The 14,809-nt window shown below is 58.5% G+C and carries 8 protein-coding genes; all 8 read left to right on the top strand.

The window, feature by feature from the left end:
* The 8 genes from GT019_RS11675 to GT019_RS11640 all read left to right on the top strand — a co-directional run bounded on the left by GT019_RS11675 (position 1) and on the right by GT019_RS11640 (position 14,598).
* Complete coding sequence (locus tag GT019_RS11675) at positions 1 to 1,860, top strand: ABC transporter ATP-binding protein (RefSeq protein ID WP_161743470.1); 1,860 nt, start codon at positions 1 to 3, stop codon at positions 1,858 to 1,860.
* A 74-nt stretch (positions 1,861 to 1,934) separates the two neighbouring features.
* Entirely contained in the window at positions 1,935 to 2,606 is a 672-nt protein-coding gene (locus tag GT019_RS11670) for a TerC family protein (RefSeq protein ID WP_161743327.1), read from the top strand.
* 154 nt (positions 2,607 to 2,760) lie between these two features.
* Positions 2,761 to 5,151, top strand: coding sequence for an AraC family transcriptional regulator (locus GT019_RS11665; RefSeq protein ID WP_161743326.1), 2,391 nt, complete (start codon positions 2,761 to 2,763; stop codon positions 5,149 to 5,151).
* 238 nt (positions 5,152 to 5,389) lie between these two features.
* Entirely contained in the window at positions 5,390 to 6,352 is a 963-nt protein-coding gene (locus GT019_RS11660; protein WP_161743325.1) for an ABC transporter permease, read from the top strand.
* Between the two features lie 11 nt (positions 6,353 to 6,363).
* Positions 6,364 to 7,245, top strand: a complete 882-nt coding sequence (locus GT019_RS11655; RefSeq protein ID WP_328803947.1) for a carbohydrate ABC transporter permease — start codon at positions 6,364 to 6,366, stop codon at positions 7,243 to 7,245.
* Between the two features lie 162 nt (positions 7,246 to 7,407).
* On the top strand, positions 7,408 to 8,976 hold the full coding sequence (locus tag GT019_RS11650; RefSeq protein ID WP_161743324.1) for an ABC transporter substrate-binding protein: 1,569 nt from the start codon (positions 7,408 to 7,410) through the stop codon (positions 8,974 to 8,976).
* A 195-nt stretch (positions 8,977 to 9,171) separates the two neighbouring features.
* Complete coding sequence (locus tag GT019_RS11645) at positions 9,172 to 13,458, top strand: OmpL47-type beta-barrel domain-containing protein (RefSeq protein WP_161743323.1); 4,287 nt, start codon at positions 9,172 to 9,174, stop codon at positions 13,456 to 13,458.
* Complete coding sequence (locus GT019_RS11640) at positions 13,459 to 14,598, top strand: SGNH/GDSL hydrolase family protein (RefSeq protein WP_161743322.1); 1,140 nt, start codon at positions 13,459 to 13,461, stop codon at positions 14,596 to 14,598.
* Positions 14,599 to 14,809: the final 211 nt, after the last annotated feature.

Raw genomic sequence — 14,809 nt, 5'->3', positions numbered from 1 at the left:
ATGGACAACTTGAAGACGAAGGCGGACGGCGGCGCCAAGGCGGATCCCACGCTGCCGAAGACGCCGAATCATAACCGTTCCGCCTACAAAGGGCTGTACAATTACGCCAAACCGCATCGCATGACGTTTCTGGCGGTATTCGGCTGCATCATCCTGGCGATCACGGCGGATCTGATGCAGCCGTACCTCGTGAAGATCGCGATCGACGACCATCTCACGAAGGGCGACGCGAACGCCAACATGCTGTTCCTGATCGCGGGCATTTACCTGCTGCTCTCGGTCGGCGGCTTCCTGTTCACGTACCTGCAGAACAATCTGCTGCAGAAGGCCGGCCAGAGCATCGTCGCCGCCATCCGCAAGCAGCTGTTCCGCCATATCACGAAGCAGTCGATGTCGTATTTCGACCGGGTGCCGAGCGGCAGCCTGATCACGCACGTGTCGAGCGACACGGAGACGATCAACCAATTCTTCAGCCAGGTGCTGCTGAGCGTGCTCCGCGACGGGCTGACGCTGGTGTTCATCATCGTGCTGATGTTCCAGCTCGACGTGCGGCTGACGCTGTACTGCTTGATCCTGCTGCCGATCATCGCGCTGAACGCCATCGCGTTCCGCTCTTATATGCGCAAGACGTACCAGATGGCGCGGACGAATCTCTCCAGGCTGGTGGCGTTCGTGGCGGAGAATCTCGCGGGCATGCACATCATCCAAGTGTTCCATCAAGAGAAAGAGCAGCAGAAGCAGTTCTCCGAGCGCAACCAGACGTACTTCCGCTCCAACCTGCGCGAGATCCGGACCAACGTGCTGTTCAACCGGTCGTTCGACATGCTCGGCAACCTGTCGGTCGCGTTCGTCACCTGGCTCGGCGGCAACGCGGTGCTCGGGGAATCCATCCCGTTCGGCGTCCTGTTCGCGTTCATTACGTATATCCGCCAGTTCTTCCAGCCGATCAATACGATCACGCAGCAGTGGAATACGCTGCTGTCCGCCTCGGTGTCGATGAACCGGATCTGGTCGATCTTCGACACGGTGCCCGAGGTGCAGGACAAACCGGACGCCAAGCTCGATTTATCCGCGGTGAAGGGTCAAATCGATTTCAACGGGGTAAAATTCGGATATGCGGACGGACAGCCCGTCATTCACCGGCTCGACCTGCACGTGCGTCCGGGCGAAATGATCGGCATCGTCGGCACGACGGGGGCCGGCAAGAGCTCCCTGATCAGCCTCCTCTGCCGTTTCTACGACGTGAAGGAAGGCAGCGTGACCATCGACGGCATCGACGTCCGCGACATGCGGCAGGAGAAGCTGCACCGGCTGATCGGGCTCGTGCAGCAGGAGCCGTATCTCTACTCCGGCAGCATCGTCGACAACGTCCGCCTGTTCGACGACTCCGTCTCGCGGGAGGAAGTCGTCGAAGCCTGCAGGCTGGTCGGCGCGGACGCGCTCATCGCCGGCATGAAGGACGGCTACGAGACGATGCTCTCCGAGCGCGGAAGCGGGCTGTCCGCCGGCGAGCGGCAGCTGATCTCGTTTGCCCGGATCATCGTGTTCAAGCCGCGCATCCTGATCCTGGACGAAGCGACGGCGAATCTCGATTCGCACTCCGAGCAGCTGATCCAGCGGGCGCTTGCGGTCGTCTCCGAAGGACGGACGACGCTCGTCATCGCGCACCGCTTGTCCACGATCATGGGCGCGGACCGGATCATCGTGATGCGGCTGGGCGAGATCGTCGAGGAAGGCACGCACCGCGAGCTGCTTGCCGCGGGCGGTTATTACGACGAGCTCTACCGGCATTCCCAAGGGAACGCCGACGGGAAGCACCGTCCGGGACGCGCGGACGGCGCCGCGATCGAAGCCGGGTGAAAATAGACAAGCCGGATCGAATTGTGAGATAATAAGCTGCTTTCGATCAAAGGCACCGGTTAGGAGTTAATGGGATGGAACTATTGCTATTGATATTGGAAATACTGCTCGTTAACCTCGTCTTGAGCGGCGATAACGCCGTCGTCATCGCGCTGGCGAGCCGCAATCTGCCGCCGGAGAATCGCAAGAAGGCGGTCTGGTGGGGCGCGCTGGCCGCGGTCGGACTGCGGATCGTGCTGACGGTGGTTGCCGTTTACCTGCTGAAGATTCCGTTCATTCAGATCGCCGGCGCGCTGTTGTTGTTCTGGGTCGCCGTGTCGCTGCTGAAGGACGACGGCGAGAGCAAGGACATAGAAGGCGCGCAATCGCTGCTGAAGGCCGTCCGGACGATCGTCGTGGCGGACTTCATCATGAGCCTCGACAACGTGCTGGCGATCGCGTCCATCGCGAACAACCAGATCTGGATCATGGCGGTCGGCGTCGCGCTCAGCATTCCGATCATCGTATGGGGCAGCCAGCTGATCATGGTCGTCCTGCACAAGTTTCCGATCTTCGTCTTCCTCGGGGCGGGCATTCTCGGCTATACCGCCGGCGAGATGCTCGAAGAGAACGAGACGCTGGCGTCGGCGATTCGCAAGGTCGCGGATTGGGCGGACGACGTCTTCCCGTTCCTCTGCGGCATACTCGTTATCGCGGTCGGCTACGTGCTGCAGAAGCGCACGCGTTCGCGGGTGCAGGAAGCGTGAGCCGAGGAACAGACGTTTAATCAAGGGTGATTCGTTCGAACGGCCGAAGGGCCGACCGGCGGATCGCCCTTTTTTGTCGTGCCGTCTTTCCTGCCGGATTTTGGACTGAATCCGGAATTTCGGAGTGGATGCCAGGCGTGGAGTATGGCATGATTTGAGTAAAACCGCGAACGAGGACCGGCCGGCCTGGAAAGGAGCAGCGATGAATATCCTTCGCATGTATCGATCGAAGAAATATCTCAGGCGCATCGTCCTCAGCTTCTCCGTCTTGGTGCTGATGCTGCTTGTCGTCTTTTCCGGAACGCTCTATATCAATGCCGAGAAGATCATCCTCACCATGCAGCGGGAGGCGAACACGAAGGTCCTCTCCCAGATCAAATTCAACATGACCTATCTGAACGACGTGATCCAGCGGCTCGCGATGTCGCTTTATTACGATAACGACATCATTCCGCTCATGACGGCGAGCGAGGATTCCGATATTTTCGACACGCTGACGAAGCGGTCGCGGATCGACAAGTTTGCGGACTACACGCCTTTCATCCACTCCATCATGATCTATAACGCGAAGACGGACCGTTTCTTGTGGGGCGGGGATCCGGCCGTGCAGGAGCGGGATGCGCCGATTTACGCCAACATGAGGGCGCTGTTCACGGGAAGCGAGCCGCTCCCCAAGCTGGAAATGGTGCCGATGAGTCTAAGCGAGGACGGGAACCGGGCGGATGTCTTCTCGATCTTCGACTACGACTCGATCGGGTATCGGCAAGGCGAGAGCGTATTCGTGCTGAACGTCAGGCCGCAATGGCTGTTCGATAATATCAAGCTCATCAATCAGCTGGCCTGGCAGGAGAACGAGAACGTGTTCATCCTGGCGGACGACGGCAGGATCCTGTCGCCCGATTCGGCTGCCCCCCCCATCGACGAGGCCTTCAAAAAGGCGATCTTGAACCACGTCCATCAGGAGCAAGCGAAGGATACGGGAACCTTCAAATATTCGCTCGGCAGCAAGCCGAAGATCGTGAATTATCTGGGCACGGGAATCAACGGCTGGACGCTGATCAGCATTCAGTCCTACGATACGCTGGTCAGCAAAGCCGACGCGTTGAAAAATACGTCGATCGTCTTGACGGTGGTCTTCCTGCTGCTTGCCTTGCTCGCCACGCTCGGCATCGCCCACCGGCTGTACCGGCCGCTCGGCAAGCTGGTGAGCTTCGTTCGGCAGGACTCCGATGTCGAAGCGGGCCCGAAGCCCCCGGACGGCGACGAGTTGTCCTATATGTCCAGCATCTACGCGGAAACAAGAAACCGCTTGCTCTCGGCCAGGAGCGAGCAGGTAACGACGCGCCATATCGTGCGTTCCTATTCGATCCGGAAGATCATGACGGACAGCGCAGCCATGCCGCTTGCGGAATTGAGCGAGCTGATTCAGGCACATAAACTGCAGATTAATCCCGAAGGCCCTTACCTGATCTGCGTCATGAAGCTCGACGAACGGAACGGCGCTTCCGGCCGCGAGGACGATCCGGATCGCAGGCTGCTGCGTTTTGCGATCGCGAACATCGCGCAGGAGCTGCTCGCCCGAACCTATCCGATCGAAACCGTTGAAATGAAGAACGACCATGTGGCGGCCGTCATCGGCTTGCCGGACGCATCGGCCTCCGCGCTCGGACATATCCGGCAGGAAATCGCGGGCATTCAGGATGTCATCGCGAAGATGTACCGGGCCACCTTCTCCGCCGCGCTGAGCGAAGACGTCCAAGCGTACCGGTCGGTGCACAATCACTATGCCTCCTGCCTGCAGCAGATCAGATATACGCTCGCGTTCGGCCGACAGTCCATCATTACGCCGTCCATGATCCGCGATAATCTGAGCAGCGCGGAAGCCGCATTGCCCCCCGAGCTGGAGAAGAAGCTGACCGAGAGCATGAAGTCGAATCAGGACGAAGCCTTCGAGAAGACGCTGGATAAAATCTTCGCGTTCATTGCCTCGCTGAATTACGATTACATGGTCTATATGGCGCTGCATGTCTTTATCCTGATGAAGCAGGTCATCAAGGAAATGAATGCGATCCGAATCGTCTCGCTGCCGAGCGAGCAGGGAGACATCAATCAGAAGATCATGGATTGCGCGTCGCTCGAGGACATGAAACGGATCCTGCTCGACCTGTACCGGGGAATGAACGAGAGCAAGCGGAGCCCGGAGCAGGAGCGGAACGAAATTCTCGCCGATACGGTCAGGGACATTATCATGCAGAACTACGCGGATACGAATCTCAGCCTGCAGATGATCGGAGATATGATGAAGCTGTCCCCCGACTACATCGGGAAGCTGTTCAAGAAGCATCAGGGCTTGTCCGTCGCCGAATACATCAATGACGCCAGGCTCCGCCAAGCCGTGAATTATTTGGAGCAGGGCGATCATACGATCAACGATCTCATCGAGCGGATCGGGTTCGGCACCCGCAGCAACTTTTTCCGCCTGTTCAAGAACAAATACGGCACGACGCCGAAGGAGTATCGGATCAAGCGCAATCTGACGGAGTGAATCGTGAACTGAACAAAAGCAGCCTGAGCCGTCCGAATGGACGGTTTTTTGCTATGCGCATGGATCTTCGGGGCTTTGTTGACGCGGCCTGTGCCCATTTGCGCCGATGAGGACGTTTACGGCGATATCGGACGCCGATCTTGGAACGGAAACGGGATTTTGGACTTCTCCGCGGCCCGTATTTGAGCCCAGAATGGGGCTATGAACGAGAAAGCAGACGGAAAGGAGAAGAACGGGCATGATCACCAAAGAAGCGGAGCTGCATCGTCCGCAGGCGGAAAAGGCGATTGTTCGGGGGAAGCGCAAAGGGAGGTTCAAGCACGGCGAGCTGTTCGGCTTGTCCCTGCCGGGCTTGATTTATTTATTCGTCTTCTCGTACGTTCCCATGTTCGGCATCGTCATCGCCTTCAAGAACTACCGCTACGACAAGGGCATTCTGGGCAGCGAATGGATCGGCCTCAAAAATTTCGAGTTTCTGTTCGCCTCCGAGAACGCCTGGCGCATCACGCGCAACACGGTGCTCTATTCCTTGACGTACATCGTCGTCGGCATGCTGCTTGCCGTGACGCTGGCCATCCTGCTTACCCAGGTGGGGAAGAACTGGGTCAAGCTTCATCAGACGGTGCTGTTCCTGCCGTATTTCGTCTCGTGGGTGGTGGTCGGGTACATCGCGCTGGCGTTCCTCGACAATACGTCGGGCTATCTGAATCAGCTGCTCGGTTATTTCGGGCTTGCGCCGCGCAAGTGGTACTTCGAATCCGGTCCGTGGCCGTACATCCTGGTCATCGCGCACGAGTGGAAAAGCATCGGCTTCGCGACGCTGATTTATTTTGCCGGGCTGCTCGGCATTAATCAGGATTATTACGAAGCGGCCCGCATCGACGGGGCTTCGAAGCTCCAGATGGTGCGGAAGATCACGCTGCCCCTGCTGCTGCCGCTGATGACCATCATGCTGATTCTGGCGATCGGCAATATGTTCAGGGGCGATTTCGGCCTGCATTATTTCGTTCCGAACGATTCGTCCTTTGCGCTGCCGACCACGGACATCATCGATACGTACGTGTTCCGGTCCCTGCGCATGCTCGGCGACATCGGCATGTCCTCGGCAGCGGGCGTCTATCAATCCGTCGTCGGGTTCGTCCTCGTCCTCGCCGCCAACTACATCGTACGCAAGATCAATAACGAGAACGCACTGTTCTAGGAGGTGCCCGCGTGGGTCACAGCAAGAAGACGGCCGCCGTCATCAACTCGTGCTTTATCCTGCTAAGCCTGCTGATGATCATCCCGTTCGTACTGGTCGTCTCGGTTTCGTTCACGGGCGAAGCATCGCTTGCCCGGAACGGCTACCGGTTTATTCCGGATACGTTCGTGCTGACCGCCTATCGGTATATTTTCAAGGTGCCCGACGTCATTCTCCGCTCTTACGGCGTTACGGCGCTGGTGACGGTAATCGGAACGGCCGCCGGATTGCTGATGACGGCGATGATGGCGTATACGATATCGCGGCCGGATTACAAGTATAAGAACGTCACGAGCTTCTACGTGTTTTTTACGATGCTGTTCAGCGGGGGACTTGTCCCTTTCTATATGCTGATGACGCAGTACCTGCATGCCAAGGATACGCTGTGGGCGATGATTCTGCCGGGGCTGCTCAGCGCGTGGAACGTCATGATCCTGAGAGGCTTCTTCGCGAAGATCCCCATGGAAATCATCGAGTCGGCCAAAATGGACGGCGCCCGGGAGTGGCGGATATTCTTCACCGTGATCATCCCGCTCTCCACCCCGGCGCTCGCGACGATCGGCTTGCTGATCGCGTTCGGGTATTGGAACGAATGGTTCAACGCGCTGTTGTTCATCGACGAGCAGCGCCTGGTTCCGCTGCAATTGCTGCTTGTCCGCATGCTGAACAGCATGGAAGTGATGACGCAGAATTTAGCGTTGCTCGGCATCCCGGATCTCGATGTTGCCCAGTTCCCGACGATGTCCGCGCGCATGGTGATGGTGGTGCTGGCCGCCGGGCCGATGATGCTCGTCTTTCCGTTCTTCCAGCGCTACTTCGTGCAGGGATTGACCGTCGGTTCGCTCAAGGGCTGACGGCGGGCAATGGCAAGACGGAACGCCGGCAAGCCGCCATTCGGGTGGGGCTAATAACGGAGGGGCAAGCCAATCGAAAGGAGGGAAGGCACGGCTGGCCGATAGCTCCCCATGTTATTATTTTCATACAAGCACGGTTTAAATAAGGGAGGTTTCATACAGATGAAGCAGTTGAAGAAGAAGGCATTCCGCCTCTCGTTGTTCGCGGTCGTACTCATGATGGCGCTGACGGGGTGCAGCAGCAAATCAAACAACGAGACGGCCGACAACGGCACAGCGAGCAAGGCGCCGGCGGACAACGGCACGTCCGCCACTACGAATGCGCCGGCTCCGGAGGCGGGCGCGGAGAACGACGCGCTTCCGCCGGTCGAGCTTACCTGGTATTACGGGGTAAGCGCGCAGCAGCCGGGCCAGCAGGAAGTCGAGGACGCGGTCAATCAATACTTGAAGGACAACACCAAGCTGAACGCCACGGTGAAGCTGAAGCCGGTCGATTTCGGCAGCTACGATCAGAAGATGAACGTGACCATCGCAGCCAACGAGAAGATGGACATCGTCTGGACGACGGGGTCCTGGCTGCTCAAATACAACGAGAACGTCAAGAAGGGCGCGTTCCAGGCGATCGACGACTTGCTGCCGAAATACGCGCCGCAGACGCTAAGCAGCCTCATGCCGGCGAAATTCTGGGAAGACGTGAAAGCGGATACGGACGGTAAAATCTATGCTGTGCCGAGCTATCAGGTCGCGGCCACTTCCTTCGGCTTCGTCTTTCAGAAGCGGTTCGTCGACAAATACCGCTTCGATATAAACAGCGTGAAGACGGAAGCCGACCTGGCGCCGTTCCTGGAGACGCTGAAGAAGAACGAGCCGGATGTCGTGCCGTTCGCCTTCCAAGCGGGCAACAACGGTCCGATCGACGGGAACCTGCGGGACTACGGTCCGGTTACGTATTACAAGAACGACCCGCACAAGAGCGTGGACAAACGCGAAACGCCGGAGTACAAAGCCTATCTGGATTTGATGCACGACTGGTATCAGAAAGGCTACATCTATTCCGATCTCGCGACGGTCAAGGACTTCAACCAATTGATGGCGAAGGGCAATATCGCCGTCATGACGGACGTCACCTTCAAGCCGGGCGGCGAAGCGGGCTATCCGGCCAAGAACGGCGGCAACGAGGTCGTCCGGAAGGCCATCACCGAGCCGCTCTTCACCGGAGTCACGACCTCGATGAACGCGATCAGCAAAGCTTCGAAAAATCCGGAGCGGGCGCTGATGCTGCTCGAGCTCGTCAATAACGACAAGAAGCTGTACGATCTGCTCTGCTACGGCATCGAAGGCAAGCATTACACCGTGGCGAACGGCGCGTATACGCCGGTTGAGAACTCGACGTACGCGCCGAACGTGGATTGGGTGTTCGGCAATCAGTTCAACGGGCTGCTGCGTCCGGGTCAGCCGGCCGACGTCTTCGAGCAGACGAAGCAGCTGAACGAACAAGCCGAGATTCATCCGATCAACGGCTTCAAATTCGACGATTCGAGCCTGAAGACGGAGGTTGCCGCCGTCGCCGCCGTGCAGGCGGAATACGCCGTTCCGCTCGAGACGGGAACGGCCGATCCGAACGAGGTGCTGCCGAAGTATCTGGATGCGCTCAAGAAAGCCGGCAGCGATAAAATCCAGGCCGAGCTGAACAAGCAGCTCGCGGATTGGGCGGCGAAGAACGGCAAGTAACGATCATCGATAAGGACGCGGACGGAAAGGGATAAAGCATCGAGGACGGACGTTCGTTTGCTTGCAGGAGAGCCGCATGGGAACGAAAGTCCGTTTCGACGCGCGAGAAAAAGCGCATGGCCGAAAGGGCATGAAGCGGAAACAAAAGGTGAAGCGAAAACAAAAAGCATGAAGCGAAAAAAGGAGGAAGAGTTGATGACGGCAACAATGCTAAGAAACGTCTCGCGCAAGATTGGAAAGCGCTTCCCGAAGTTCGGCCTTATTATGCTGGCAGGCGCAATCCTGCTATCGGGTTTCGTTTATGCAAGCGACACGGCGCAGGCGTCTCCGACGGTGTACTATGTAGCCAAAAACGGAAACGACGGCTGGAACGGAACTTCCGCGGACTTCGTATCCGGCACTACCGGACCCTTCCTGACGATTCAGAAATGCGCGAGCGTTGCGGCTGCCGGAGATACGTGCGCCGTTCGCGAAGGCGTTTACCGGGAAACGGTCAAGCCGTCGAGCTCCGGTACGACCGCGGCCCCGATTACGTTTCAGCCGTATCAAAATGAAAGCGTGACCATCGACGGAACGGATATCGTGACGTCCGCATGGACGCCGAAAAGCGGCAGCGCCGGCATTTATCAGACGAACATCGCCTTGAACCCGGCCCTGTTCGCCAATCAAGTGTTCGTGGACGGCAGCATGATGACGCAGGCCCGCTGGCCCAATACGAGCGGTCAGTTGATGTATCCGACCTTGGCCGTAGCCGAGGCGAATACGACGACGACGGGGACCTCGACCGAGACGGTGTACGATTCCCATTTGCCGAATTTGGATCTGGCGGGCACGAAGGTATGGATATTGGGAGGCGCCCAATTCACGGCCCATTCCGGCACGGTCTCGGCGAGCTCGCCCGGCTCCTTCACGTTCAATCAGCCGATGGCCGGCTGCGCGAGCCTGTGCTCGAAGCCCGGCAGCCGATATTTCCTGTTCGGCTCGTTGTCCTTCCTCGATGCGCCATCCGAATTTCATTATGATAGCAGCTCGCAAACGCTTTACCTGCAAACGACCGACAATACCGATCCGTCCACGCATACGGTTCAAGTCAAGCAGCGTCAATACGGGTTCGATCTAGCCGGCCGTTCATTCGTGCAAATCAAAGGCTTCCGTCTGTTCGGGACGACGATATTCACGGACAGCGCGAGCCGAAACAACGTGATCGACGGCATCAACGCGGAGTATCCTTCCCACTATATCGAGATTCCCGACGATCCGAGGAACGGCCCGTATGCTTCGCACAATTACGATACGGGGATCATCATGGACGGATTGACGAACACGCTGAAAAACAGCACGATCGCTTACAGCGCGGGCAACGGCGTTGCCCAGATCGGCCGGTTCAACGTCATTACGAACAACCTGATCCACGACGTCAATTACGCCGGCACCTACAACTCGCCGATCCGCTTCTTGGGGGCCGGAGTCGACGTGACCGCTACGTACAACACCATCTATAACACCGGCCGCGACGGCATGATCGGCGGGGGATTGCGCAATCGGGTCGCGTATAACAACATCTACAATTATGGCTTGATCGCCAATGATTTGGGCGGCTTTTACACATGCTGCGGCTCCACGCTCGGAACCGGCTCGAGTATCGACCACAACTGGGTGCATGACGACAAATCCGGCGGCGGCGTAGGCATCTATATCGACAACGGAGCGTCGCAATTCCTGATTCATCATAACGTGTCGTGGAACAACAACGGCGCAGGCATGATCTTGAACGGCTTGACGACCGGCAAGAGCCAAGGCAATAAGGTGTACAACAATACGCTCGGAGGCGGCCAAACGAAAAGCATCGCTTCCGCGGGAGTCGTCAACTCGGCGGACACCGTCGTGCAAAACAATATCTTCCGCGGACCGACGGATCCGATGCCGGGCGGATCGCAGTTCCTTAACAACCTGACGCCTTCCGCGAATCCGTTATTCGTGGACGGGACGACGTCTAATTTCCATTTGCAGACCGGTTCGCCTGCCATTAACGCGGGAGCGGTCGTACCGGGGATTACGGACGGCTACAGCGGCGCGGCGCCCGATCAAGGCGCTTATGAGTTCGGGCAATACGATTGGGTTCCGGGATGCAACTTCAACGGCTACGGAAGCTCGTGCAGCCCGACGAACAAGGTGTCCAATCCCGGGTTCGAACAAGGAACGACCGGGTGGCATGCGGCCGGAGGCTCGATTACGACCGCTTCGGATTCCCACAGCGGCACGTCTTCGCTGAAGGTCTACAACCGCATCGGCGCATCCAATAGCGCAAGGCAAAATCTGCCGATACAAAACGGCAAAACGTACACGTTTTCCGCCTTTACGAAATTGGGTTCCGGCACCGATTCGGCCTACATGGTGCTCGAAGTCGTCAGCGGAGGCCAGACATCCTGGATCCAGCTGGCTTCGAACCCGGTCAATTCGACGTCATGGGCGCAATTGACGCGCACCTATACGTTTAATCTGGCCGCCCCGATCACCGCCGCCAATCTTTATGTCCAGACGGGTACCTCGCTCGCGGATCTGTACGTGGACGACATGTTCGCGGATGAATTCAAGACAAGATTGACCCCTCCCGGCATGTACGTGGACAAAACGAAGCTGAACGACGCGATATCCACGGCGCAGACGCTTTATGACGGAGCGGTGGAAGGAAGCGAGCCCGGCCAATATCCCGCGGGCTCCAAAGCGGAATTGCTGTCCGTCATCCAGGATTCGCAATCGGTCGCGGCCGATTCGCATGCATCGGAGGATGCGATCGACGCCGCGTTGCGCATCTTGAATACCGCCATCGTCGCATTCCGATCGTCCCATAATTTGGACGCTACCGTCATCGTCGACGTGAATGACATGCTGGCCGATCAGGCGGGCTGGGATGCCGACCCGGGCAGCTTGCGTTTCTCCGATGACGATCTCGTGTTTACCCCGGCGACGGCGCGGACGGTTTTCGGCTACACGGGAGCCAAAATCAAGCATAACGAGATCGTGCAGTTCAAGGCGAAGCTCGATACGTCGAACGGCCTGCAGGGGTTCGGCATACGCGCGACCAATACGAACAAGCCGGCGTGGGATTCGAACAGCCAGTATTTGATCGTGGTCAAGACGGCCGTCATCGAAGTGCAGAAGTGGAACGGCACGAATCTGATCGTGCAGAGCATTCCGAATACGTATCTGCAGAGCGGCGTATGGCATACGGTGCAGCTGGGAGCCATCGATACGCACGAAGGCGTGCAAGTGATCATGAACGTGGACGGGACCGAGGTCGTCAACTGGACGGACGCGAACAATCCGATTCAGGACGAAGGGTATTTCGAAGTGTACGGGTCGACGCCGCTGTCGCCGATCGCGATCGGGGGTATCGAATCGCCCGATACGACGGCGCCCGTAACGACGGCGGCATTGTCTCCGTCGCAGCCGGACGGACAAAACGGCTGGTATGTGGGGCCGGTCACCGTAACGTTGACGGCGGAAGACGACAAGTCGGGCGCGGCGAACAGCGAGTATAGCTTGGATAACGGGGAAACCTGGCAGCCTTACGAGCGTCCGGTAACGGTCGATCAAGAAGGTCGAACCGTCATCAGCTATCGTTCGGCGGATAGCGCGGGCAACGTGGAAGAAGCGCAAACGTTAGCCATACCGATCGATAGGACGGCGCCGACGGCGGAAGTCGGTTACAGCACCGTGACGCCAACCTCGGGCAGCGTGGTCGCGACGATCGTGCCGAGCGAGCAGGTAACGGTCACCAACAACGGCGGATTCGACAGCTATACCTTCCAAAGCAACGGCGGATTTACGTTCGAGTTCGTAGACGAAGCCGGCCATCCGGGGACGGTGACGGCTGCGGTATCGAACATTGCGACCAGAAGCGCGGGCGTGCCGGGAAAGCCTGTCCTGTCGAGCGACAACGGATACGATACGGGAATTCAGGACGGAAGCTATGCGATAACCATGAATATGTGGTGGGGCAATAACGGCGACGTCTATAAGCTGTACGAGAACGATGCGCTGATCGATACGCAAACGTTGACCGACGATTCGCCGAACGCGCAATTCGCCGTTACGTCCGTAAGCGGCAGGAAAAACGGCGCTTACCGCTACCATGCCGAGCTTGCCAACGCTTACGGCACGACGAGGAGCGACGATCTGACCGTAAACGTTACGCAAGCGGAGCCGGCCGAACCGGTTCTCTCCAATGACAATTGGGACGGCGACGGAAGCTTCAACGTGAGCATGAACATGTGGTGGGGCACGAACGGAGAGACCTACCGCCTGTACGAGAACGGCGTGCTGATCGATACGCGGACGCTCGCCGGCCAAACGCCGCAGGCGCAAGCGGCCATAACGCCGATCTCGGGCCGGCCTGCGGGCATTTACGAATACGCTTGCGAGATCGAGAACGACGCAGGGACGACAGCGAGCGAAGTCATGGTCGTGCGGGTGAACTAGATGATCGCACACTATCGCCTGCGCGCAGGCTTAGACGATGCGGCCGAGAAGCTGGGCTCGGGCTCGGGAAAGTTCACGGTCGCGTTTATCGGCGGGTCGGTCACGGAAGGCGCGGGAGCTTCGCACGCGGATCGTACCAGCTATCGCGCGCTGACGGAGCGATATTTGATGCGTCGGTATACCGATGTTGCGTTCACGTTCGTGAATGCGGCCATCGGAGGAACGGATTCGGTCTATGGCGCCTACCGCTTCCGGGAGCATGTCCTGAAGCAAGGACCGGTCGATCTGTTGTTGGTCGAATTCGCGGTGAACGACGCCGGCGATCGGACTGCCTCTCTCCGGGCCATGGAAGGCATCGTGCGGCAGGCCAAGCGATCGAATCCGCGGATAGCGATTTGTTTTCTGTACTCGCCGAATACGGCGGGCTTGCGGCTGTTTCAGGAGAAAGGCAAGGTTCAGCCCGCTATCGAACACCATGAGGAAGTCGCGGCTTATTACGGGCTTCCTTCCGTCTCGATTGCCCGGAGCATCTACGAGGGCATTACGGCCGGCGAGCTGAAATGGGAGGATTTCAGCGGCGACGAGGTGCATCCGAACGATGCGGGCTTCGGCCTGTACGCCGGCTTCGTCGAAGCGTTTCTGCAAGAAACGCTCGGGCATCGGACGGTCGGCGGCTTCGATTCCGTTGAAGCCGCCGTCCTGCCGCCGCCCCTGGATCCGTCCTGCTACGAGGCTGCGAAGCTGCTGGCTCCCGGTTCGGCCGAGCGCGCGCCGGGCTGGCGGCATGAGCGCCCGTGGATCTTCGAGCAGATTTGTTATTGGAAGCTGCCTGACGAGGCTTTGATCGGGGATGCGGCCGGGGCGAGCTTCAGATTGAACTTCAGCGGGTCCGCGGTCGGCTTCGTGGTGTTGGCCGGCATGGACCTTGGCGACGTCGAATACGCGATCGACGGGAGCCCTTACGAGCGGATGCCGCTCTTCGATGCGAGATGCACGCAGTTTTATCGGCCGAAGACCGTCCTGCTGGCGGAGGATCTGATGCCCGGGAGGCATGCGGTCGATATTCGGATCGCGGCGGATACGCCCGAGTTCAGCACGGGCCGTTGCGTTCGCATGCTTTATTTTATGGTCAATGCCTAGCGCCCGACGCAAGAGGAAACGGAAATAGGACAGAACACCGACGCCGGCAGGGCGCCCGGAATAAAGCAGACGAAACGGGAGTTTCGGCATCCGCCGGAATTCCCGTTTTTTTGCGCGCGAGGACAGGAAGTCATAAAAACGCTATTATCGGCACATTCCTTCATAGTCACTCCGGAAAGCGAACGGTATCCTTAGGATGCATGTCAGGTCG

The organism is Paenibacillus glycinis (assembly GCF_009909185.1).
Lineage (GTDB): Bacteria > Bacillota > Bacilli > Paenibacillales > Paenibacillaceae > Paenibacillus_Z > Paenibacillus_Z glycinis.
The sequence above is the reverse complement of the archived record's forward strand: the minus strand, read 5'-3'. Positions and strand labels throughout refer to the sequence as shown.